Origin of the sequence: Aliidiomarina quisquiliarum (genome assembly GCF_023922585.1) — a bacterium.
In the GTDB taxonomy this organism is placed as follows: Bacteria; Pseudomonadota; Gammaproteobacteria; order Enterobacterales; family Alteromonadaceae; genus Aliidiomarina; species Aliidiomarina quisquiliarum.
The window spans coordinates 307,266-330,513 of record NZ_JAMFTN010000010.1; the positions used below are offsets into that span (position 1 = coordinate 307,266).

At 46.8% G+C, this 23,248-nt stretch carries 18 protein-coding genes; 6 read left to right on the forward strand and 12 right to left on the reverse strand.

What is annotated here, in order from left to right:
* Positions 1 to 8 precede the first annotated feature (8 nt).
* Positions 9 to 434, reverse strand: coding sequence for a conjugative transfer protein MobI(A/C) (gene mobI, locus M1L23_RS02285; protein WP_476726590.1), 426 nt, complete (start codon positions 432 to 434; stop codon positions 9 to 11).
* 482 nt (positions 435 to 916) lie between these two features.
* On the opposite strand from mobI, the gene M1L23_RS02290 reads away from it, so the two are divergent.
* Genes M1L23_RS02290 through M1L23_RS02300 form a run of 3 tightly spaced genes read left to right on the forward strand, consistent with a single transcriptional unit; the run spans position 917 to position 3,406 of the window.
* Complete coding sequence (locus M1L23_RS02290; protein ID WP_252625378.1) at positions 917 to 1,891, forward strand: ParM/StbA family protein; 975 nt, start codon at positions 917 to 919, stop codon at positions 1,889 to 1,891.
* 2 nt (positions 1,892 to 1,893) lie between these two features.
* Positions 1,894 to 2,163, forward strand: coding sequence for a hypothetical protein (locus tag M1L23_RS02295; protein WP_252625422.1), 270 nt, complete (start codon positions 1,894 to 1,896; stop codon positions 2,161 to 2,163).
* A gap of 1 nt (position 2,164) precedes the next feature.
* Positions 2,165 to 3,406 (forward strand): tyrosine-type recombinase/integrase, encoded by a 1,242-nt coding sequence (locus M1L23_RS02300; RefSeq protein WP_008305558.1) that lies wholly within the window; start codon positions 2,165 to 2,167, stop codon positions 3,404 to 3,406.
* A 76-nt stretch (positions 3,407 to 3,482) separates the two neighbouring features.
* Here the strand turns inward: M1L23_RS02300 and M1L23_RS02305 are convergent, their stop codons facing one another.
* The 5 genes from M1L23_RS02305 to M1L23_RS02325 all read right to left on the reverse strand — a co-directional run bounded on the left by M1L23_RS02305 (position 3,483) and on the right by M1L23_RS02325 (position 11,163).
* Positions 3,483 to 4,841, reverse strand: a complete 1,359-nt coding sequence (locus tag M1L23_RS02305; RefSeq protein WP_252625379.1) for a hypothetical protein — start codon at positions 4,839 to 4,841, stop codon at positions 3,483 to 3,485.
* Positions 4,842 to 4,890: 49 nt separating this feature from the next.
* A complete protein-coding gene (locus M1L23_RS02310) occupies positions 4,891 to 6,063 on the reverse strand; it encodes a nucleoid-associated protein (RefSeq protein WP_171345781.1) in 1,173 nt (390 codons plus the stop codon).
* 162 nt (positions 6,064 to 6,225) lie between these two features.
* Positions 6,226 to 6,420: a helix-turn-helix transcriptional regulator gene (locus tag M1L23_RS02315; RefSeq protein WP_171345780.1), complete on the reverse strand. Its 195-nt coding sequence runs from the start codon at positions 6,418 to 6,420 to the stop codon at positions 6,226 to 6,228.
* 736 nt (positions 6,421 to 7,156) lie between these two features.
* The gene (locus M1L23_RS02320; protein WP_252625380.1) at positions 7,157 to 10,042 is read right to left on the reverse strand and encodes a TonB-dependent receptor domain-containing protein; all 2,886 of its coding nucleotides are present in this window, start codon (positions 10,040 to 10,042) and stop codon (positions 7,157 to 7,159) included.
* A gap of 503 nt (positions 10,043 to 10,545) precedes the next feature.
* Positions 10,546 to 11,163: a 7-cyano-7-deazaguanine/7-aminomethyl-7-deazaguanine transporter gene (locus M1L23_RS02325; RefSeq protein WP_252625381.1), complete on the reverse strand. Its 618-nt coding sequence runs from the start codon at positions 11,161 to 11,163 to the stop codon at positions 10,546 to 10,548.
* Positions 11,164 to 11,331: 168 nt separating this feature from the next.
* Here M1L23_RS02325 and M1L23_RS02330 point away from each other — a divergent pair, with 168 nt between their 5' ends.
* On the forward strand, positions 11,332 to 12,750 hold the full coding sequence (locus M1L23_RS02330) for an amidohydrolase (RefSeq protein ID WP_420840620.1): 1,419 nt from the start codon (positions 11,332 to 11,334) through the stop codon (positions 12,748 to 12,750).
* Positions 12,751 to 12,847: 97 nt separating this feature from the next.
* Here M1L23_RS02330 and M1L23_RS02335 read toward each other — a convergent pair whose 3' ends face one another.
* The 4 genes from M1L23_RS02335 to M1L23_RS02350 form a co-directional block, all read right to left on the reverse strand.
* Positions 12,848 to 14,023 carry a M14 family metallopeptidase gene (locus tag M1L23_RS02335; protein ID WP_252625382.1) on the reverse strand — a complete coding sequence of 392 codons (1,176 nt, stop codon included), beginning with the start codon at positions 14,021 to 14,023 and terminating at the stop codon, positions 12,848 to 12,850.
* Between the two features lie 78 nt (positions 14,024 to 14,101).
* Positions 14,102 to 17,173, reverse strand: coding sequence for a TonB-dependent receptor (locus tag M1L23_RS02340; protein ID WP_252625383.1), 3,072 nt, complete (start codon positions 17,171 to 17,173; stop codon positions 14,102 to 14,104).
* 78 nt (positions 17,174 to 17,251) lie between these two features.
* Positions 17,252 to 18,403, reverse strand: a complete 1,152-nt coding sequence (locus tag M1L23_RS02345) for a FecR family protein (RefSeq protein WP_252625384.1) — start codon at positions 18,401 to 18,403, stop codon at positions 17,252 to 17,254.
* Positions 18,400 to 18,972 (reverse strand): RNA polymerase sigma factor, encoded by a 573-nt coding sequence (locus M1L23_RS02350; protein ID WP_252625385.1) that lies wholly within the window; start codon positions 18,970 to 18,972, stop codon positions 18,400 to 18,402. Before M1L23_RS02350 ends, M1L23_RS02345 begins: the two co-directional genes overlap by 4 nt.
* Positions 18,973 to 19,121: 149 nt before the next feature.
* Between M1L23_RS02350 and M1L23_RS02355 the strand changes: the two genes are divergently transcribed.
* On the forward strand, positions 19,122 to 19,988 hold the full coding sequence (locus M1L23_RS02355; protein ID WP_252625386.1) for a DUF368 domain-containing protein: 867 nt from the start codon (positions 19,122 to 19,124) through the stop codon (positions 19,986 to 19,988).
* Between the two features lie 79 nt (positions 19,989 to 20,067).
* On the opposite strand, the gene M1L23_RS02360 is transcribed toward M1L23_RS02355, so the two are convergent.
* Positions 20,068 to 20,694, reverse strand: coding sequence for a peroxiredoxin (locus M1L23_RS02360; protein WP_252625387.1), 627 nt, complete (start codon positions 20,692 to 20,694; stop codon positions 20,068 to 20,070).
* 191 nt (positions 20,695 to 20,885) lie between these two features.
* On the opposite strand from M1L23_RS02360, the gene M1L23_RS02365 reads away from it, so the two are divergent.
* Positions 20,886 to 22,124: an iron-containing alcohol dehydrogenase gene (locus M1L23_RS02365; RefSeq protein WP_252625388.1), complete on the forward strand. Its 1,239-nt coding sequence runs from the start codon at positions 20,886 to 20,888 to the stop codon at positions 22,122 to 22,124.
* On the opposite strand, the gene sohB is transcribed toward M1L23_RS02365, so the two are convergent.
* Complete coding sequence (gene sohB / locus M1L23_RS02370; protein WP_252625389.1) at positions 22,121 to 23,161, reverse strand: protease SohB; 1,041 nt, start codon at positions 23,159 to 23,161, stop codon at positions 22,121 to 22,123. The genes M1L23_RS02365 and sohB overlap by 4 nt on opposite strands.
* Positions 23,162 to 23,248: the final 87 nt, after the last annotated feature.

Here is a 23,248-nt window from a genome sequence, read left to right on the forward strand (position 1 = left end):
CAATTGACTCAATACGCATTCACTCTGCGACGCAGCATGTTGAGCTTATCAACCTGGCGTCGAATATCACTGAAAAATTCTTCTTTCTCCATGGCCAGCGCTAACTCCCATTCTTTGGCCAAACCTTGGCAGTCCAAAAATGAGTATCTCAGCTTCGTCTTTGAGATACGCAGTCCCTTGCTAAAGACCACGCGCTTGCCTCGTTGACCGTGAAAACTGTTGATGTACCACTCTATGCCAAAGCCATACTTAAAGTCTCTGATACGGACACCAAGCAGCCCCCAATCTTTAAAGGGCGCATTCTCTCGAACCTTGTAATGGGTAACCCAAAAGTCATCAACTTCAGCTCGTGCCAGCGCTTTTAGCCTGTCCGTTTCTTGCTGCAATAAATTTGATACTTCTGATTTCCATTGTTCATTGACGATTTCTACCAAACCAATTTCCCCATCCAATTAACCCCAAAAGCCAAAACCACTATCCGTTTGGCTTTTGGATCGAAACGCCAAACGTAAAACTGCCGTAACAATCGCTGTTTGGCGTCTCGATATAAATCAACTCGCGCAATCCCATACCTGACAAGGGATGCAGCCCGATTTCACTTAAAAACGCCTGAAAAGACGTATCGTCATGAAGATACAAACCGTTTGGCGAGTTCAGGCCAGAAGGCAAACGACGTTTGGCGTCTCGATTTTTTTGGCTCAGTCATCCGCCGCCAAACAGAGCCTATTCTCATACTTTTGCGAAAATGCAATAGGCAGATAGATGAAAGGATTTGTCACCTTTCTGCCCACCGCCAGTGCACCGAATCCTGATAATGACATTTGAGTGAACCGCCAGAGCACTTGGAAATGCCCAAGCGTGACCTGAGCGGTTGATTGAAAACTGTTAGAGCACTTTGAGTGCACAGGAGATAAGTATGTTTGTACTAGGCGTAGATATCGGTTACTCAAACCTGAAGCTGGCCATTGGCCAATCAGGCAGTGAACCGAAAACCATTATTCTACCTGCGGGTGCCGGTCCTGCGGATCGTATGCCGGAGCGTATCGGTGGAGGCGATGATGACACTTGTTTGTATGTCTCTGTCGATAATGAGCGTTGGGCCGCTGGTGTGCCAGCTGGACGCCTTCAAGGCTGGGAACGAGAGCTTCACCCGGAATATCCGACCACAAAAACCTATAAGGCGCTTTTTCATGCCGCCTTGTTAATGGCTGAAACAGAATCTATCGATTTGGTTGTCACTGGATTACCGGTTTCCCAGTTTCATGAACCACAACGTAAGTCTGACCTTGTGCAGCGTTTAAAAGGTGTCCATCAAGTGACGCCTAAGCGCAGCATCACCGTTCATGACGTCAAAGTACTGCCGCAGCCTGCCGGTGCCTATATGGATCTGGTTCAAACAGGTGGAGATTTGGGCTTGATTGAAGAAGGTCGCGTCGTCGTCATCGATCCCGGCTTCTTTTCTGTTGACTGGGTTGCCCTTGAAGCCGGAGAAATTCGCTACAGCTCATCAGGAACCAGTCTTCAGGCAATGTCCGTGCTACTGGAAACCATTGATAAGCTGATTTCAGAAGATCATGGCGCCAAAGTGGGTATGGATCGACTTGAGAAAGCCATGAGAACCGGCGACTTGCAGGTGCTGCTATTTGGAGAAAAAGTCGATATTTCACCTTATCTGAATTCTGCCATGAAAAAGGTAGCGCCTGTTGCTCTTACAGCCATGCGCCAATCCATGCGTGACGAAAGCATCAATGCGGACTTGGTATTGATCGCCGGGGGTGGAGCCATGGCTTATAAGGAAGCGGCCAAGGAGATTTTTTCACGAAGCAAGATCATCGTGCCGGAACAGTCTGTTTTGGCGAACGTCCGAGGCTTCTGGTTTTATGGAGCCTGATCATGAGAGTTGTCGTCAACATTCCCCCAGGGAGCCACCCAGAACTACTCAAAGAATTGGAAAAGACGCCACCACGGGAACGTGCTGAGCGTCTGCGGATGCTGGCCACCTTTGGGTTAATTCACATGAGCCAATCCAATCTATCCACGACATCTGTACCGGTGGATGGTCTTGCACCAGATGGTGAAGTTACTTCTGAGAGTACAGCGCCAGAACCCAAAGCAGAATCACGTAAACAATCATTAAAATCAAAACTAGGGCTGGGCTTATAACATGGCGTTATCAGTTAGCTGGCTCGATGCCAGGTTAAATAAAGAAGCAAAAGAAACCGTAGTAAAAGCCGACCGAGATGGGCTAAGTGCTCGGGTATCGCCCAAGGGCAAAATTGTTTTTCAGTTTCGTTATCGTTTCGATGGCAAGCAACAGCGGGTAGACATAGGTACTTACCCACTTATGAAGCTTGCTGAAGCCAGGAATGAGCTGGATAGGTTAAGGGCAGTACTTGATCAAGGCCGAAACCCCAAGCTCTACCTACAGCAGGAACGGGCTAAGTATTCTGCTAATCAAAGCTTCGAATCGATTTTTCGAGACTGGATAGACTCTGCCGGTAAGCAAGGGCTAAAGGAGAAAACGTGGCACTATCAAAAACGCAGCAGTGAAATATATTTGCTACCCCGACTTGGCAAGTACCCATTAACTGACATCAATGAATTATCATTGCGTAACTGTCTTCGTGAGGTTTCGGAGTCGTCCCCTTCAAACACAGAACGCCTAGTTTCTGTGCTGCATAAGTTTTATGACTGGCTGATAGATGAACAGATTTTGGAAATTAACGCCGCCGCTGGGATCACTGCAAAAAAGGTCGGCGGTAAGAAAGGCAAACGAACTCGGGTGCTAAACGACAACGAAATCAGGATACTTTGGCGCTATTTGCATGAGTCAAAAATCACTGAGAAGAATCGCATCTACATAAAACTGCTTCTCTTATTGGGAGGGCGCAAGGGCGAACTCATTCAAGCTGAAAAGCATCACTTTGACTTGCAATCTGCAATGTGGACAGTGCCCATAGAGATCCGCAAACAAGGTGAGAAAATTGGAGCGCCGATCATGCGGCCATTGATTAGGCCTGCTATCGAGCTGATTGAACTGGCTATGCAGATGAGCAAATCAACCTACTTGTTTCCCGCTAACGGACAAGAAGAGCTTGCCACAAATGGCTTTGATACCACTATTCCTAACAATGTGAAAATCTGGGCTCGCAGATCGCTCGGTATTGAGATGGAACACTGGTCTATGCATGATCTTCGCAGAACGATGCGAACGCGAATGTCTGCCATCACGACGCAAGAAGTTGCCGAGTTGATGATTGGCCACAGCAAAAAAGGGTTGGATGCTATCTACAACCAATATCAGTACCTGGATGAAATGCGTCATGCTTACGACGTTTGGTATCAACAACTAGAAACCATCATCGAGCCGACAGGCTTTCCATTCAACTGGCGTTTCGGACAATAAATAAATTACTAAAATCAAATAAAAGGAGTTGGAACTCTTAAAAGTAACCGAGCCTAATGGTTTATTTAGACTCGGTTTATTCTTCTATACTTGAAGCCTTCTTTACATTAGGGGCAGACAGTTCTTCAACTGGTAATTTGGGGATAGCGCTAGAATCAGAGCTCACTTCAACTGACATTTTATTAGGCTTCGACTCAGATACAACATCTATCGAAATAGCGTTTCCAGAAATAACATCACTATTTTTCTGCTGTGATATAATGCTTGACTCTTGATGTGGCACCTTAGAAAAAGCAATACCACTTCGATTATCATTCAATACAACAATTACAAAAACGATGGCTAAGCAGCAAATAAGCCATATAGAATTTCTCATGAAACCAGAGTTTTTCTTAGCTTTATCTATTAAAATTGATAATTCAGAAATTGTTTGCTTTGCCCTTTTTCTTATTTCAACCTTCTCATTTAGTACATCATACCGTTTAAATTCTGAAGTGATTTGCTTTTCTATGTGATCAAACGTGCTTTCATGTACATTTAGGGAGCGGTGTACGATCAGTGTAGTCATCAACATACCAATTGCAACTGCAACCCCATCAATCATTTGATCAATTTTCATCACAGCTCCAATTACAATTAAAGCTCCTGGTATCGTCAACGCTTTGTTCTGTGCACTCGACAAGATTTCATTAATCTTAGAAGTATAATTTAAGTCTTTCTCATTAATCTCATGAAGAACTTTGTTTATACTAAAACGTCTCACAAAAATATCGTGATGCTCTTCATAGCGTTTATGAAAATTATCGATAGAATTTATGACTTTTTTAAATATTTCTGAGCTAGAATGACAAGTAGAAATAATTTCATGAAATGCAGAACGCATAACGGATCTTCTCTCAGAATCTTGACTATCACCCAGAGTAATTAACTTGCGTAACTTTTCAATCAAAGATAGCTGACCATCTTCAGTAAATGTTTCTTTAAGTTCACTCCACAATAGAGTAGGTTTAAAGTCATACTTGACCACACCATCTTCCGTTTCAATTATGTAAAACAACTTACGGGAACCTTTGCCACATCCATCCTGGGGAGGTTCGCATTGATCGGCTAATGAAGCTAGTAACTGTCTGAGGGCACAAAATAACTCTAGAGCGCGCTTATTTTGTATGTCGTCTAACGAGGACTCCATTGTTTCTAAAACGTAAAAATATGAAGGTAATTTCGACGTATTTTCAACGATAGTAAATAAGTCCTCCCAACTAAGATAAATTGGACAACTACTTGACCAGTCGGATGCATTGAGCGAGAGGTTTACCTTTCCTTGCCGAATAGTTCTAACGTCGTCAAATGAGTACCCTACACTTGTTAACGTTTCTTCAATTTGATGCGATGAGACTTTAGTAGACAACGAAAGTACTAGTTCGCCATCGTTCATAGTTGGCGAACTTTCACTTAAAATACTAAAAAATGACTGAAAATTTTCGCTATTCATTTTCTGTATTAGCAGTCACGAGCTTGACTAGCTCTTTCTTCTGCTCCTGGTCAACGATTAAAAATGTTAGTCGCCCATCTTCATATTCGACTAAATGACCGGAGCCCGCCGGACCAATTTGCTTTTTTAATATTTTAGCTGAAAAGCTTTTATCACCTGCAACCACCTCAATGGTCTGCCCTGCTTTAACGCTATTTAAAGTAGGTTCTATGTGATGATTAATTTCATAGCCACTATTGTTAACAAAAGACTCGAATGTCCCCTTTAATAACGAGTCATCAGGTAACAAACCGTCAACGGCATTACATAACGTTGATAGTGATATAGGTTTACCATTCTTTTGGGCTGTCTCAAGTAATTTTTCAACTTTTGCGCTGGCTTCCATGTAGAAATCATTAGATAATTTATATTTATCTTGGTAATCACTTACTGCCTGTCGAAGATTTTTTATTGAATCGACATTACCTACATTCCTCTCATCACAACCAAACGCAATTTTAAAAAAGGCACCGCCAGATGCGCCCTTGATGAATTTTAAATAAGTATCATCAGAAGGAATGTTTGGATAGACCTCATCAAATAAAGTAAGATCAAACAATGCTGCTTGTCTCAACGCGTCAAGGTTTAAATGACTACTATCTTTTGGCACTAAGCTCTCTTTGTCAAAATCAAAACCATCTTTCTTAGTTACCCAGATTGCCAATAATCGCCCTATATCAGTATCTTCATGGCTTTTATAGTGCATAAAAACAATATTACCGCCAGAAACTTTATGGACACCAACTTCTTTTGCCGAAGAAACAAGAGAATCCATGAATTTTTCTACGAGCACTGAAAATGTAATGTTTTTACTAATATATGTTTTAAGTATATTGGGTGCTGAATTTAATGAGTTACTTTCTAAAAAGTAACTGTGAAATTTGTTTTTCCCCTTAAATTTTCTTTCTACTTCAGAGATGAGCTTGAAACTCACCCCATCATTTTGGGGCCAAAGATCACCGATTTTTGCTTCTAATTTTGAGCTGCCAGTTGTGGTTATTAATTCCGCTGTCATAGCAGCGACAGCAACAAGAACAGGCCGCTCAGTCACATCCAATTCAACACAACGGGGACAGTTTTCTAAAGTATCTTCATAAGAAAATCCACACTCAACACAATTCAGCACATTTTTTCCTTATACTATTGTATGCTTGATAACCTAAGACAGCACAAGTAATACTGGATGTAAACACAGCATACACTATCTTCCATATTAGCCAATAGTACAGGGGATTGAAATTTTGCGTCAATTGGATTATTGAGCTCGGGACAAATACCGCTTGACTACTTAGTTAACATTCCTTTCATGCTCTTCCAAGTCTTTAATGTGCCACAGCTTGTTTCGTGTATTTCGGTTGATACGAGGTTGCGGCAAGCTGCCATCTTTTATTCTTCGCCAGAGCGTCGTATAGCTAATGTGGTAACGAGCCATAACTTCGTAAGACGTTAAAAAAGGGGTTACTTGGTGCGCTACTGCTGTCATCTGCATTCTCCTGAAAATCAATGTAAAGCTATCATCGCCTGATTCATCACTTGTTGATGGTCAGAAAGATGCATGATTTGTTCAGAAGATCAGGTCCATACAAATGAACTTTTAGGATAGCAAGAAAGCAACCGGTAACAAACTCAACCAGCAAACAATTAGAGATAATCGCAAACGTCTTACCATCATTTCTCGATTTTCGGCATATAAAATATAGGTAATTTTTTGCCAAAACCCAGTAGCCACGGGGCCTACAGCTAGGCTTGTGTCATGGAATTTCGCTAAATACGGTAAATATGGCGATTTGTACTCAAGTTTGTACACACTTTCCGAGGTTACGCTTGAACATCATTGAAAAGCAAAGAAACGAGAAAAAGACAAAAAGCCTTTAAATTCAGTACGTAGAGATGTGATTGTGGTGTGCAATGAAAGGTGGTTTTAAGCGTTGAAAGGCTGGACGGCATCAGGGTGAGAAATAATGGCAAAAGTACGGCGTTTAGCCACTTCACTGGCAATATCAAGCTTAGGCATGGGGAATCTTCTAGTTATTTGAACGTTCAAAACAATAGGCCATTTTCGCTGAAATAGCAGAAATATACAATGCTGGGGTCAGAACCACTGCGCTATAAACCGCCAAACACGCTAAATCAACCAATAAACTTTGTTCTGACCCCAAAATTAAAAAAGCCCAGCGCGGGGCTGGGCTTGGGTTCTATTGCGTGTAAATAAACGGCAATTAGAAGGTGTACGTTAAGCTTCCGTATGCACGGCGGCCTACTAGGTCGTACAGCGGGTTGTTTACATAACCTGGGGCAAGCTTGTCAAACAGGTTACGAATACCACCGCTTATTCTTAGGTTGTCGGTAACCATGTAACCGGCTGAAAGGTCATGGGTTACAATCGAACCTACGTAGTTAGGCGAAATGTTCTCGTACGACTCCAATCGTGGGGTCACGTCGAATAACGCTGAACGGTCTAGGTAACGTGCAGTCCAAGAAACGTTGAAACCATCTAGTCGGTAAGTGGTCGAGAACCGTGCTTGCCATTTTGGCGTGCCAATTTGGCCGCGGTTCACGTTATCTTGGTCTGGCTTGTCTTGGAAGTTATACGACACCAAGGTGTCTAAGTGGCTTACAAACAGCGAAGTTGCAATGCTGCCTGGTAAGTCGAAACCACTTAGGTCGGTGTAGTACTTCGCTTCCATTTCATAACCAGAAGTTTTTAGCGCGGCTGCGTTCAAATAGCCCGACTCAACTGCTGTTAGCTGCTTAGTGTCAGGGTCACGAGTTACTTGGCCACAGTAGTTATTGCCAATACCCGATTCTGAATCAACACAGTTATTAATTACCGTTTGTGGATCAATAAAGGTAATTGCATCAGTAATTTCAATGTCGTAGTAGTCTAGCGTTAGTGAAAAGTTCTTAATAAAGCTAGGCATCCACACCACACCAAAGGTTTTCGAATCCGACTCTTCAGAGCTCAAATTCGGGTTACCACCACTAATTAAGTCAATACTTACGTTCGTTACGGCATCAAAACCAACCGGTATACCTAACGCAGCACAGTTCGCTGCACGGCTTGGGTCTTTGGTAATGTTGGTTACGTCACATGGGTCGTTAATATTAACAAAACCAGGCGAACGCGGGCTAAAGGCTTCGGCCACGTTTGGCGCACGCACCGCTACCCCCATGGTGCCACGGAAGCGCACATCTTCAATGGGCGCGTACACAAAGCCAACTTTCCACGCATTGGCAGAACCAGCGTGGGAATAATCTGCGCCACGGTAGGCTAAATCAATCGACAGTTCGTCAACCATTTTAACACCACGCAATAATGGCAAGTTTACTTCCACAAAGCCTTCCGACACATCAAACTTACCAAATTCGTTTGGCGTTGCGGCGTTGTTGGTTAAACCACGGCGCGTAAATTCGTCGGTAATAGTGCCCGACGTTTCTTCCCGCCATTCAAAACCAAAGGCCACGTCAATTGGACCACCTTGCAGCTCAATAAAGTCGCCTGTGTCGGTAACAAACGTAGCACCCACATATTCCTGGGTTATTTTGTCTTCTCGGGTTACGTCAGCTGTCATAAAAGCAACGGCTGCCGCTGAAGCATTTTGGCCAAACGGGTTGTAAGCAACACACTCACCACCCATGTTTACACCACCAGCATTTTTGTCACGGCAAACTATGTCACCTGAGGCATTACGAATGGTGTCAACGGCTGCCAGTACGTTACCGTTAATTTTTTCGTTTTTGGTTACCCGCTTGTTTCGTGTTTCACCATAGCCGTAGTAAATGTCATACAAGAAAAAGGCACTACCTAACTCGAAGTCACCTTCAATACCTGTACTTACTCGGAATAGCTCACGACGGTTTTCTGCCGTACGGTTACCCCAGTCTTCAAAAAACTTGTACATGGTCACTTGCTCTAGCCCTTCGCTTAGCAAGTGCGCGCGCAAATCTTCATTCAAGTACGGGTTGTCAACTACGTTAATTCTAATATCAGTGGCAAACGCCGGCTGAAATTGCTGGGTAATGTCAGCATTGGTGTACTTGAAGTCCGCGTAAAAGTTGGTTGAACGGTTCATTTCAAAATTTAACCGTGAACCCACATTTACCCGACTAATTTCAGGCTGGTAGTTGTCATAGTCTTCGTTAAAGGCGCAGGTGTCGCAACCAGCATTAAACGAACCAAACAAAGCCGAGTTGGTACCGTCACGGTCAGGCTGTACTACCCATGAACCGTCTGGGCGGAAACCGTACAGGTCGTCACCGTGCAGTACGCCATTGCCAGAAATGTACTCAGAACCAACGTTTTCTGCCCAAATGCGGTCTGGAATACCGTCTAAACGGCCCGTATCGGCTGGGTTTAAAATAGTACCCCAGTTGTTCGACTGGCGAATATCGTTTTCCATGGTTTGCTGCGTACGGCTTAAACCTGCGTAAAACACCGCGTTACCACGGCCTTCAGCAAAGTCGCCACCACCTAGAATATTAAATTCGTGGTTACGCGCGCCCACGCCTTCAACTGAACTTGCACCACGGGCGTTAAATTCTAAACCTTCAAAGTTCTTCTTCAAAATAACGTTCACAACACCAGAAACAGCGTCTGAACCATAAATTGCCGAAGCACCACCGGTCATAATTTCAACCCGCTCGATCATGCTTGAAGGAATGGTCGACAAGTCTACCGACGCCGAGCCAGGCGAACCTGCTACGTGGCGTTTGCCGTCAATAAGAATAAGTGTACGGCTGGCACCTAAGTTACGTAGGTTTGCCGAGCTTACACCCGCGCTGCTGTTGCTGGTACGGTTACCTATTAATGTATTGCTCGCACCTACAGCAGGTAATTCCGCAAGAATTTGACCCAAGTCTGGCGAACCAAAGCGTTCAATATCTTCTTGGTTCAAGGTTACAATAGGTGCTGCCTGTGAAAGCTCAGGACGTGAAATACGCGAGCCAGTGGTAATAATTCGTTCAAATTTTTCTGCTGTTTCTTCGTTATTGTCTGTGTCATTTTGGGCTTGTGCCATTACTGGCGCTCCAACTAGAAATACAGACCCTACCCCGGCCATTAACACCGTTTTTATTGATTTAGATACTAAAGACTGCTTGATCATTTTGATCCCCTAGAACTACATCTATGCAAATGTTTTATTTTTAATAAAGTTAATTTTCTTTACACACAAAATACTCATTAACAGTTCAAGCAAACCATATTTAATTTTGTTAAGCAACACTCTAAAACGCGCAATAACATAATAAAAACAAATACAAAACCACTTGCAAATCAATGCTTTACAAAACCACAAAGAAATCACAAATTTACTCAAAGTGACTGTAAAGACACTATTTAAGTTATTAACAATTGGTCGAATTAAGCCCATAGCGATCAATAAATAATCGCAGTTTATGTTTAAATATTGAATAAAGCAGACAACTTCCAACAATTGTAATATATACAGGCAGGGCAGTACGCGAATGTAATTTTAACGTATCTGTTTAATTAAACAGCAAAAACTTCTACACAATAAGTGCAGAAGTTTTAAAAAATAATTTCAATTAAGGCCTCAACTGCTTGTTATTTAACCATTTACGGCAAGTAACAACCCGTGCCGCAGGCTTAAACCACGGCGGGGCGCATTCTTTTTAACAGAGCGGTTAATAGTAGGCCGTATAAAGGCACGAACAATAGTAGGCTTATTAGCAGTTTTATGGCGTAGTCTACCACCGCAATTTCTACCCAGTTTTCTGCCATAAAGGTGTTGCTGCTGTGCCAAAAGGCAATTGAAAAGAACACAAAGGTGTCAAGTAAGTTCCCCAATACCGTTGAGGTACTCGGTGCAATCCACCAGCGGCGCATTTTTCGCAGCCGGTCGAACACATGCACGTCTACTAGTTGGCCCACCACATAGGCGGCAAAACTAGCGAGAGAAATACGAAACACAAAACTATTAAATTCCAGTAAAGCGGCGGCACCATGGAAACTACCTTCCTGAAACAGCGCCGACACCACATAGGAAACCACTAAGGCCGGCAGCATCACCGCAGCAATAACCCGCCGCGCCGACTGTTTGCCCAGTAAGCGTACGGTTAAGTCGGTAGCAAGAAAAATAAATGGGAAACTAAAGGCACCCCAGGTGGTATGCCAACCCAGCAATTCAACAGGAAACTGAACCAGGTAGTTACTAGCGATAATAATTAAAATATGAAACGCAATAAGCGCAATAACAGCATTCATTAGATTGCCTTTTTGAATGGGGCGAGGGAACCATTGCCTAACTGCTTAGCAGCGCGGCATTACCAGCGGCGCATTATACGCACATCTGCTGCTTGCGTCAGCTTTGTTTGAGGGCCTAGCGCTAAGCTGCGTATACTTCATTATAAGCTAAATTCCAAAGGACCCCACATGAAACATAATCTTCAGTTGGTTAGCGCCAGCATTTTGCTAGCTTTAGTCGCCAGTGGTTGCTCACTTACTTCAGCACCAGCGGCAACCACAGCGCCAGCAACCGCGCCACAAATGGCGCCACCAACAGCCCAGCCCGCAGCTAACGACAACACCCACCGTATTGCCAACGATCTCGAGCAACAAATTATTGCTTGGCGCCGCGACATTCACCAACACCCAGAACTAGGCAACCGTGAATTTCGCACGGCGGCACTGGTACAACAACATCTTGAAGCGCTCGGTATCACCGTACATGCGGGCATTGCCCACACGGGCGTAGTGGGTATTTTACAAGGCGGCCAGCCCGGCCCTGTTATTGCCCTGCGGGCCGACATGGACGCCCTCCCGGTAAAAGAGCAAACCGGTTTACCTTTTGCTTCTACTGTTATGGCCGAATACCGTGGCGAACAAGTACCGGTTATGCACGCCTGCGGTCACGACATGCACGTAGCTATGTTAATGGGCGCAGCAGAATACCTTGCACAGCATAAAGAAAGTATCAAAGGCACGGTTATGTTCATTTTCCAGCCCGCCGAAGAAGGCGCACCCCCAGGGGAAGAAGGCGGCGCTCAGCTTATGCTCAAAGAAGGCCTGTTCGACATTCTTAAACCCGACGCTATTTTTGGTATTCATGTGGGCTCAAATTACCATGCCGGCCATGTGGGGTATAAATCAGGCCCTGCCATGGCCTCGTCCGACCGCTTTCAAGTCACCGTGCAAGGTGTACAAACCCACGGCTCGCGCCCATGGGGAGGTGCCGACCCCATTGTTGCCGCGGCCAGTATTGTTACCAACAGCCAAGCCATAGTTAGCCGCCAGCTCGACCTTACCCAAGCGCCCGCGGTATTAAGCTTCGGTATTATCCAAGGCGGCATGCGCAACAACATTATTCCCGATCAAGTGTACTTAGAAGGCACCATGCGTAACTTCGACATGGACCTTCGCGCCCGCATGTTCGAGCAGTTCAAGCACCTGGCCACCCACACGGCGGCAGCCCACAACACCACCGCTACTGTTACTATTAAGCAAGGCTACCCGGTTACTATTAACAACCCAGCGCTTATGCAACAAATGTTACCCACCACCGAGCGTGTAGTTGGCAGCGACAAACTTAGCCCCGCGGGGTTAGGCACCGCCGCCGAAGACTTTAGTTTTTACGCCCTTGAAGTACCCGGCAAATATGTATTTTTAGGCGGCGCGCAACCCGGGCAAGATCCAGCCACCGCCGCAGGTAACCACTCGCCCTTCTTTAACCCCGACGAAAGCACCATGAAAGTAGGCACCGAACTGTTTATAAACTGGGTGTTCGACTTCGGCGCCCAAGCCCAAGCTCAAGCTCAGGCCAGGCTCAATAAAAGCCCAGCAAAAGCCCAGTAAAGAAAAAAGGGAATTCCATATCCGTGGAATTCCCTTTTAAAGTTCAGCTCTAACTCCAGCTGAGTGTTACCGAGTGCGTTAAACGCATGCTTTCAAACTATGGCCGCTCAAGCATATATTGCATTAAAACTTGTGCTGCGGCCTGTGCTGTAACAGCTATTTCGTTGCGGTCGGTTTCGTCGCCAACCTCGTAGGTTACCGAATGAATGCCATACACATCGGCCATATACTGCTTAAAAATACCACGGCCCGGCGACGTACCCGCTTTCTCTTCTACTTCATAAGGCACAGCGGCGGCTAGCCGTTGCAACCATTCAGCACTAAAGTTTGATTCGTGCTCCAAATAGTCCGCAGGAATCGTGTAATAAATATTACGCCAAGTGGAATGAAAGTCCACCCCGTACACTAACTGCTCACCACTGTTCACAATGGCCTGTAAATAATCATGTACCGCTGTGGTTTCAGGCTGGGTGCGATCAAACCAGTCGCGGTTTAAGTCGCCACCACCGGTACTATGGCGCCAGTTGCCTAAGGCCACCCCATCAGGGTTTAAGTTCGGCGCTAACAGCACGTTATAACGGGCTAAAAACTGCTTACTTAAGGCACTACCACTAAATACTTCAGCTACAAACGCCCGTAACGCCATGGCCCCAGTTAATTCAGGCGGGTGCTGCCGGCCAATTAACACCAGCCATTCGGTGTTACCTTGCGTTTGTTTAACTAACGCCGGCAGCGGTCGTTGCTGCGCACTTTGGCCTAAGTTAAATAAGGTGCTACCACTTAATTCACTTATACTGGTTAGCCAGCGAATATAATCACGGTTGGCAAATATTTCTTGCCCAGCCACATAATATGGCGTTGGCCCCACCGCTAAACTAAAATAAATAATATCGTTTTCTTTCACATGCTCAATATTGCGCCAGCTACGCAAATCGGTACTTGCCTTCGGGTTGTACCTTGCCATGCCACGGCCTAAAGCTTCAATGGCAATATTTACCTGTTGTGGCTCGGCCGCACTAATACGAAATGCATACCATGGGCTTGGATTAATCGGCTCATCTTCAGGTGCTGTTTGTATTACTATAGCCCCTTTATCGTTCAAATAACAACCATCTATCTTGGCCGCGGGAAAGTCATACTCAATGGTTATCCCTTGTAACTCACAGTGGGTATCGGTTACCCGCGTTTCGGTAGCACTGCCAGCACTCGCAACAAAACCCGTTAACAGCACTAAAATCGGACCAAATAGCCCCATACGCATCAATTTATCCATCTGTTTATATCCTACTTCAGGCTTTTCAAAGCAAAAAGCAGGCAGCATTACTACTGCCTGCTTCACACTTACACCAAATTAAAAGCGGAAGGTTACGTCGGCATAAGCATAACGACCACGGTTTGAGTGCACATCGGCAATATACCCAAAGCTACCACTGTTCACCGGCGGTGCTTTGTCTTCCAAGTTACGTACACCTATGCGAATACGCGTACTCTCCGACCAACCCGTCGAGCCAAAGTCGTAGCTAGCCATTAGGTCGTAGGTGCGCCACGTCGGTACCGGCAAATTGTCGCCCGCCGCGGTACGTACCCACGAACTTTCAAAGCTACCTACATAGTTCATGCGGGCATGCACGCGCCACTGGTTTAAGCTCCAGTTAATCGAAGCTGTACCGCGCCATTCAGGGTTACCGTTAATACCTAACAGGTCGCCTGCTCCTAGCACCGCAATGTCATTCGGCACGGCCGGGTTACCTGCCTCTTGCGCCGCAATTACTAACGCACTGCGGGGGTCTGGGGTTTGCTCAAACTTCGACAACCGCGCCACGTTCACATTAAAGTCAAAGCGGCCAAAGTCGCTAAACACACTGTATTTAACCGAGGTGTCCATGCCTTGTATTTTACGCGGGTTCAAGTTCGAGTATTGGTTTTCAATGTGTATTACATAGCCGTCCGTATCGCGCACAATGGCGTCGTTCACCGACCCTTCCGAACGCAATAAAGCGTCGTAAAGTAAGTGGGTTTGGCTATTCAATACGCCCACAATGCCTTCTTGCTCAATGTCCCACCAGTCGAGGGTAATCATTAAGTTGCTCACTGGCGCCAGCACCACACCATACGAAACGTGGGTGCTTTCCTCAGGCTTCAGGTTGTCGTTACCACCACGCACTTCCATCACCCCGTAGCGGGTGTCTAGCAATGGGTCATAACGAGTATTGGAACGCTCAACCCCCACTTCTACCACCTGCGGTAAGTTCGGCGCACGGAAGCCTTCCGCATAGGCAGCACGAAACTGCACCATGTCGTGAGGCACCCACGAAAGGGCCACTTTCGGCTTTAACACCGACCCCACGTCAGAAAAGTTCTCAAAACGAGCGGCTACCTGCATATCTAAAGTGCTATGTAAGGGCACGTCTAGCTCGGCAAATGCCGACACCACACTACGGCTACCGCTGGCCGAAGGCGTCGAACTGGTACCTAACACGTTGCTGTCCGACAGCATTTTTCCAGTTACGCCGTCTATTTGCGGTACCGCACCACTTAATAAGGGGTCGCGAATATCTTTATAACTTTCATAACGGTATTCCACCCCGGCGGCCATACCAATGTCGCCCGCGTACCAAGCAAAGGCTTCTGGGTTCGACACTTTAAAGTCCCATAGGGCTAGTTCGGTTTCGCTCTCACGGGTTACGTTCACGGTAAAGGTATCAATTACCGCTTGCGAGTTACGCCGCCCAAAACCCGTATTCATATTCATTGGATCACCACCAATAAAAATATTATAGGCTTTGGTCGGGTCGGTTTGGTTTATTGCCGCTTGAAATTTATCCGCACGAATACGGTTGTAGTCTGTGTCTAAGGTGTTCGCCACCGAATAAAGCGCTGCAGTTTCCCAGTCCCAACTTTGAAACATGCCTCGTACCCCAGTTAGTAAACGGTAACTATAGTCGTCTACCACTACCCGGCGCAGCCCCACATCCGTGGGCCGAATGTTGCGCAGCTCTACGTTTTCCCCAAAGGGGTTAAAAGCAGCGTTTTCAGCAATAATAAAGCGCTGGGCCGTTAAGTTATGGTTTTGCTCACGTAGCCGCTTGGCTTCCGCTGAATACCAAAGGGCCTCGGCAAATACCTCCGTGGTGGCGTTCACTTCATGGGTTAAATAAGCAAAGGCATTTAACCGCTCCACGTCATCGGTCATCGACCTATCCGGTGCCGCGTCGTAACGCAAATCAGCTGGCAAGGTGCCATTTACTGCACACACCTCGTTATCAATTGCTGCTTTACAATTAGCCGTGGCGCGCGGCTCTAAGTGAAAGGTTTTTAGCGAAGCACTATTAAACACGCCCCAAGGGCTGCCCAACAAACGCCCGTCTAGCCCACTGTTACCCTGAAACTCAGCTGGAATACCAGGGTGAAAACGGTTGTCTAAACTGGCGGAATAATCACGCTCGCTGGCCATCATGCCGTCGCGTTTGTAATAGGCACCCGAAAGGCTTACATAGGTACGGCCGCCATTAAAGCGCAGCCCTGTTAAACCATTTATTGTGGTTTGCCCAAACGACGTACCATCACTACCACCGTGGCTTAAAGAAAACTCACTACTGTCTACGTCGTCTTTCAATACGTAGTTCACCACCCCAGCAATGGCATCCGACCCATAAACTGCCGCCGCACCGTCACGCAGTACTTCTAACCGCGCTAAGCCACGCACCGGTAATGTGTTCGAGTTTACTGTTGCCACCGGCACAAAGTTTTCCGTTTGCGTACCCGGGTGCAACACTAAGCGCCGACCATTTAAAGTGGTTAGCGTATAGCCGGTACCAATGCCCCGTAAGTTAATCGACGACACGTCACCTCGGGCGTCGTTCACGCCACCAATCACGCGCTCGCTGGTAAAAGCCACGTCGCCAATTTGTGGAATCGCCCGTAACAGTTCGTCGCCGCTCATGGCGCCAGTATTAATAATGTCTTCTTCGCTCAGCGCCGTTACCGGTAAGTTACCTGCCGATCGCGCCCCCCGAATGTTCGAGCCCACCACTTGAATACGCTCAATGCGTCCCGTCGACGCGCCCGTGGCAGCACCTTCAGTTGCACTGGCACCACGTACCCGCACCACATAAATATTATCTGCCTGTTGTACTACTTCTAGTTCGCTATTGGCCAAACTACGTTGTATTGCTTCAAACACAGTAAATTTACCCGCCAAGGCAGGCGCATTAATCGCATTTAAGGCTTCCGGCGAGAAAATTATTTGCACATTGGCTTCTTCGGCTATTTCTAGCAACGACGAAGCCGCACTTTGCGCAGGTATGTTAATTTCATGAATGGTTTTAGCATCGGCGGCCAGCACCGGAACGGCAACTGTGGCGCCTAAAGCCAGCAAGGTGCAACGCACCAAGTAGCTTAGTTTGTGTGTGTGTTGTTTCATTAGTTTGCCCTTTGCTTTTTATAAGTTTTCTACAGGTATATACGCAGGCAAACAAAAACCCCTCAATTATTTTATCAATTAGGGTATTTTTCGTATTAAAACTTCGTGCCCCGTTTCTTCTAACTCTATTGGCAAGCTTGCTGTTAACGCCTGCAGTAAGCCGTCGCCGTCGTTAAAATGGAACACGCCACCAATGCGTAAATTGGCGGCGCTTTCATCCATAATGCGAATTTTCTGCGAACGGTAACGGTTAAATTCTTTTACCACCGCGTCTAGCGACGAATCATCAAAACGAAATATGCCCCGGCGCCAGCTTTGCGCTTCGCTTACTTGGGCAAAGTTGCTTTCTGCCACCACGTCAGCCGTGGCCGAAAACGAGCCAACCGCACCGGCTTCTAAAAAATAGTCTTTGCTGTCAAAATCAATTTCTTCAGCCCTTGGCGTACCACCTTCAATAGGCATTGTCGGTAACCGCGACACGGCCACCTTGCCCTCTACAACAGCAACGCGCACCGCCGACTCTTCTTTACGCACGTTAAATTTAGTACCCAACACCCGAATGGTTTGCTCGCCCGTGTCAATTACAAAGGCCCGCTCCATGTCCGACTTCACATCAAAAAAGGCCTCGCCGGCCACCAACACCACGTAACGCTCTTCGTCATTAAAGGCAATTTGCAGGGTCGTCGCCGTGTTTAAAGTAACCGTCGAACCATCGGAAAGCGCCACGGTGTCTACTTCGCCTACACCCGTGCGTAAGTAACGGTGCTCTTGCGGCACCACCGCTGGCACCCCTGCCGCGGTAATCGGCTCAATGCTATTCACCGTACTCGCTAGCGCTTGCTCAGCAGGTTGTTGGCTAGTTTGGCTCATTGGCTGCTTAATGGCAGGCCCCGCAGCAGGCACCCAGTCGGTGGCTAAATAAAGCACCCCAGCACTTAGCAACACACCCGCCGCCGCCGAAATACCCCACGACCGCAAACGCCGCTGCAAGGTGCGCTTTTGCGCCACCGGCTGGTATAAATTATTACTCAGCTCCCACAAGGCCAGCATGGCCTGAAACGCCTCTTCGTGCTCTGCGCTAGCCTTACGCCACTGTTGCAATTGCCGCTCTTCTTGGGCGCTTAGTTCGCCAGAATATAACCGCGTAACAAAGTGGGCCGCCTGCTCTTGCACCGGCTGCTGTAGCGCCAGCTGCATAGGTTGCATGGGTTGGTCTGGTTTATTCATCATGGCAACACTCGCTCACGTATGGCAACTAAAACCGCCGATATATACTTCTCTACCGTGCTCACTGAAACGCCCATAGTATCGCTAATTTCCCTATAACTCATATTGTCCATTCTACTTAGTAAAAACGCCTGCTGCAGCTCAGGTTTTACATCGTTTAGTGCTAATTGAATCAGTTGCAAGGTGCGTTTACCTTCCAACTGCCGCTCGGGCGAACTTAGGGTACTCCCTAAGGCACCATATATAGTCGAAGGCTCATCGGCATCTACATGATCAAACTCGCGCCGTACCACTGCTTTGCGGTAGCGGTCAGTAATAATATTCACCGCAATTTGAAATAAATAGTTCCGCACCGTGTCCATTCGTCCAGCCACCCGCTGCTCAAGCTGGCTCATTTGTGCCAGCCTAGCATATACGTCTTGCACCACATCGTCGGCGTCGTCTTTTTGGCCCACTCGCACCCGCACAAAGCGCTGCAAGGCCGCTCCGTGTTCAGCAATAATTAACTCAAGTAACTTGTCGTTACTGGCTTTTTGTACTTTGTCTTTAATTACATACAGCACTGCCGGCATTCCACCTTAAAACATGCTTCTATACAGTTATACGCAACAACAGCGCGCTCCCTCCATTAATTTGTTCGGTGTGGAGCTATTTTCCACCCAAAACAAAGGTTGCTCAGGTACACTATTGCCCATTCATAACAGCACACTGGCGTAAAATAATGAATCAGTACTGGAAACTATTTGTAAAAGGCATGGCCATGGGCGCCGCCGACGTGGTACCAGGCGTGTCGGGCGGAACCTTGGCGTTTATTCTTGGCGTGTACGAACGCTTACTCAGCGCCCTTGCCTCAGTTAATATAGCGGCCATTAAGTTGCTGCTTAGCGGACAAATTAAATTAGCTTGGCGCCATATCGACGGCACTTTTTTACTCTGCCTGTTTGGTGGCATTTTAGTCAGTATTTTTAGCCTAACCAATATAATTACCTACATGCTCCAGCACCAGCCCGTGCCCTTATGGGCGTTTTTCAATGGCCTTATTTTAGCATCTTTGCCCATTCTTATACGTAATGTAACTTGGAACTGGCAGCGGGGGCTATGGTTTGTGGTTGGCACTATCATCGCTACCTGCATTACCCTGCTTACCCCCATGCAAAGCGATCCAACCCCATGGATGTTTTTCGGCGCTGGCTTTATCGCTATTTGTGCAATGATTTTACCCGGCATTTCTGGCAGCTTTTTATTGCTAATTATGGGCATGTACATACCCATTACCACCGCCGTTAGTAACTTAAACATCAGTTTGCTACTGCTGTTCGCGTTAGGTTGCTTTAGTGGCTTAATGGCTTTCTCGCGGTTATTAAAGTGGGCCTTACAGCGCGCTCAAAATGCCATGTTAGCCTTTTTAAGCGGCATCGTACTTGGTGCCCTGTACCGTATTTGGCCATGGCAAATAAACGACCAATTGGTCAGCCCAGCTAGCTACGCCGAAGCTTTTGGTAGTGCGCAGCTGCTTCTTGCTGCGGTGGCCTTTGCCTTAGGTATTGGCGCATTGTTATTGTTGCGTTTGTTGGAAAAAAAACCATAAAAAAAGTAGTTCAGGCAATGCCTGAACTACTTTGATTTTTATCTGCAACACTGTTCCGTTATGTCAGGCCATGCCTAACTTACAGTTTTACCATGCGCAGGTAAGGGCGTAATTCGTTCCAACCCTGTGGGAAAATGTCTTTCGCTGCTTCGTTGCTAATCGAAGGTGGAATAATCACATCGTCACCTGGGCGCCAGTCGGCAGGGGTAGCTACTTTGCTCTTGTCATTCAACTGCAGCGCATCAATCACTCGCAGAATCTCGTCAAAGTTACGGCCCGTCGACATTGGGTAAGTCATGGTTAAACGAATTTTCTTGTTCGGGTCAATAATAAATACTGTACGCACCGCTGCTGTTTCGCTTTCACCTGGGTGAATCATGTCATACAGCTGGGCTACTTTATGGTCTGCGTCGGCCACAATCGGGAACTGCAAATCAGTGTTTTGCGTATCGTTCACGTCTAAAATCCACTTGTCGTGCTCTTCAACCGTGTCGGTAGAAAGGCCAAGCGACTTCACGTTACGCTTTGCAAATTCATCGTGTAGCTGTGCCGTACGGCCCATTTCTGTGGTACATACTGGGGTAAAATCAGCCGGGTGGCTAAAGAAAAACGCCCATGAATCACCAATCCACTCATGAAAGTCAATTTTGCCTTTGGTGGTGTCTATTTGGAAATTAGGGGCTGTATCGCCTAAACGTAAAGACATAGTCGTACTCCTGTTTGTTTAAGTTAAAGTGGCTCTTGCTGAACCGATGAACCTACTATAGCGCTTATAACCAAACGATATAAGCTTATAACACCTATTGCCTCAATCGATTTTACCTATACACGCTGCTTACAGCTATTTTTACAGGTACGATAAGCGCACAACGGCTTACAATAAAAAAAGGTGGCGCCATGCTGTTCTTTATCGAAAAATGTTTTCTTCATGTGTACATGTATATTTTTAAAATAGTAACGCGCTTGCTGCCGTTCAAGTGGCCGCTACGTTTTACAGGTCCGGGTAGTTCGCAACAACTGTTGCAACACATTGCCCAACAAAACCACCAACACTTACTTATTGTTACCGACGCCACCTTAGTTAAACTGGGCCTTATTCAACCCTTATACGATCAAGCCACGGCGCTGAATATTAAGCATACAACCTATTCAGGTATTTTACCCGACCCCACCTTAGAACAAATTGAACTAGGTTATGCCTTATTAAACCAAGTGGGGGCCGACGCTATTTTAGCCATTGGTGGTGGTTCAGTTATCGACGGCGCGAAAATGATCGGCGCGCTAGCCAAAAATAACAAGCCACTGGCAAACATGACCGGGCTATTTAAAGTGCGTAAAGGCATTTTGCCGTTATACGTTGTCCCCACCACCGCAGGAACGGGGTCAGAAGCAACCATAGCCGCGGTAGTGTCCGATCCGGTGGCCAAACGTAAGTTAGCCGTACTCGACCCTAAACTCATGCCCACGGCGCTAGCACTCGACGCCCAAATCATGCAAGGCTTGCCGCCAGCCATTACCGCCGCCACGGGCATCGACGCCCTTACCCACGCCATTGAATCTTACTTGTCGCGCAATGCCACCACCCATACCAACGAATGTGCCCTGGAATGTGCGCGCTTGGTATTTCAGCACTTGCCCACGGCTTATCACCAGGGCAACAATTTAGAGGCGCGCCAGCACATGGCACAAGCTTCAATGCTCGGTGGCATGGCCTTTACACAAGCTGGGGTAGGTTACATTCATGCTATTGCGCATAACTTAGGCGCCCTTTACCACGTGCCTCACGGCCTAGCGAATGCTATGGTCATGCCCTATGTATTAACCTTTTCTTTAGCCGGCAGCGCGCGGGCTAAACAACGCATGGCGCAGCTGGCTCGGCACTGTGGAATTAGTAGCGACAGCAACGATCAAGCCGCCGCCGAAGCGTTAATAGCAAAAATTGAAGCCTTAAACGAAGAATTTGGTATCCCGAAGCACCCGCCAGAACTGCAAGCGGCCGACATACCTTATATTGCCAAAGCGGCCCGCAGCGAAGCACGGTTTACTTACGCCGTGCCCCGCTACATGAATCAAGCCATGGCCGAGCAATTGCTCACTGAAATGCTCGGCCCAAAACATTTAAACGAAAAGCACTAGTAAAAGAAGCGGCTATTCTGCCACCAGCGTAGTAAAGACTGTTCAACTGCAACAGTGACTTGCTGCGCTAACTTCTCGCCCAATTTTACCCGCGGCTTATATTGTACGCGCAGCACGTCTTTGGTTTTTACCGCCTGCATCAACAAGTCGTCGCTGGTACCAATGCGGTCGGTTAAGCCTCTATCAATGGCATCTTGGCCAAACCACACTTCACCGGTGGCAACCGCGTCTATATCTAGCTCGGTGCGGTGCTCTTTTACGAATTTCTTAAACAACGAATGAATATTTTCCACGTCTTCTTGGTATTTTTCCCGATCTTTGTCGGTGTTCTCACCAAATACCGTTAAGGTACGCTTAAATTCACCGGCGGTAATTTGCTCAAAGTCCACGTTGTTCTTTTTCAACAAGCGGTGAAAGTTAGGTATTTGCGCCAACACGCCAATCGAGCCCACCATAGCAAAAGGTGCAGCCACAATTTCATTACCAATGCAGGCCATCATATAACCGCCACTGGCAGCCACTTTGTCTACCGACACGGTTAAGTGAATGTTTTGCTCACGCAGGCGCTTCAATTGCGCCGCAGCTAAACCATAGCCATGCACCACACCACCGCCGGTTTCCAAGCGCAGCAATACTTCGTCGCCTTTTTCCGCTACCGACAAAATAGCGGTAATTTCACGACGTAACGACTCCACTTCTTTGGCATCTACCGAGCCTTTAAAGTCGATCACGAACAAACGGCCGCTTGGCTTTTTCTCTGCCGCCTTGCCTTTCCCTTCGGCTTTGGCTTTTTTCTCTTCGGCTTTTTGCAATAACTTGCGCTCTTTACCCGAGGCAAGATTCATTTTCATTTGCGTTACCGTGCGCTCTAAGCTTTTGGTTAGGTTATCTACCCGTAACTCACCGCCGCTTTCTCGCTGCCGCCCAGCGGCATTAGCAACAATGCCCACCATAAAAATAAGTGCCACTACAATGGTTAAGGTTTTTAAAAGGAAAGCGCCGTAATCGGTCCAAAGCGCTAATAAAAAGTCTGTCATGCGTTATTAACTCCGCGTTCAAAAGTAGGCGCTTATCTTAACACAGGCCAGCAACAAAAAAGGCCTGCTAAACAGCAGGCCTTCCAT

Coding starts and splice junctions, on each gene's coding strand:
- M1L23_RS02290 (WP_252625378.1), top strand. CDS start 917: ATGTTTGTACTAGGCGTAGATATCGGTTACTCAAACCTGAAGCTGGCC.
- M1L23_RS02295 (WP_252625422.1), top strand. CDS start 1,894: ATGAGAGTTGTCGTCAACATTCCCCCAGGGAGCCACCCAGAACTACTC.
- M1L23_RS02300 (WP_008305558.1), top strand. CDS start 2,165: ATGGCGTTATCAGTTAGCTGGCTCGATGCCAGGTTAAATAAAGAAGCA.
- M1L23_RS02305 (WP_252625379.1), bottom strand. CDS start 4,841: ATGAACGATGGCGAACTAGTACTTTCGTTGTCTACTAAAGTCTCATCG.
- M1L23_RS02315 (WP_171345780.1), bottom strand. CDS start 6,420: ATGACAGCAGTAGCGCACCAAGTAACCCCTTTTTTAACGTCTTACGAA.
- M1L23_RS02320 (WP_252625380.1), bottom strand. CDS start 10,042: ATGATCAAGCAGTCTTTAGTATCTAAATCAATAAAAACGGTGTTAATG.
- M1L23_RS02325 (WP_252625381.1), bottom strand. CDS start 11,163: ATGAATGCTGTTATTGCGCTTATTGCGTTTCATATTTTAATTATTATC.
- M1L23_RS02330 (WP_420840620.1), top strand. CDS start 11,332: ATGAAACATAATCTTCAGTTGGTTAGCGCCAGCATTTTGCTAGCTTTA.
- M1L23_RS02335 (WP_252625382.1), bottom strand. CDS start 14,023: ATGGATAAATTGATGCGTATGGGGCTATTTGGTCCGATTTTAGTGCTG.
- M1L23_RS02340 (WP_252625383.1), bottom strand. CDS start 17,173: ATGAAACAACACACACACAAACTAAGCTACTTGGTGCGTTGCACCTTG.
- M1L23_RS02345 (WP_252625384.1), bottom strand. CDS start 18,403: ATGATGAATAAACCAGACCAACCCATGCAACCTATGCAGCTGGCGCTA.
- M1L23_RS02350 (WP_252625385.1), bottom strand. CDS start 18,972: ATGCCGGCAGTGCTGTATGTAATTAAAGACAAAGTACAAAAAGCCAGT.
- M1L23_RS02355 (WP_252625386.1), top strand. CDS start 19,122: ATGAATCAGTACTGGAAACTATTTGTAAAAGGCATGGCCATGGGCGCC.
- M1L23_RS02360 (WP_252625387.1), bottom strand. CDS start 20,694: ATGTCTTTACGTTTAGGCGATACAGCCCCTAATTTCCAAATAGACACC.
- M1L23_RS02365 (WP_252625388.1), top strand. CDS start 20,886: ATGCTGTTCTTTATCGAAAAATGTTTTCTTCATGTGTACATGTATATT.
- sohB (WP_252625389.1), bottom strand. CDS start 23,161: ATGACAGACTTTTTATTAGCGCTTTGGACCGATTACGGCGCTTTCCTT.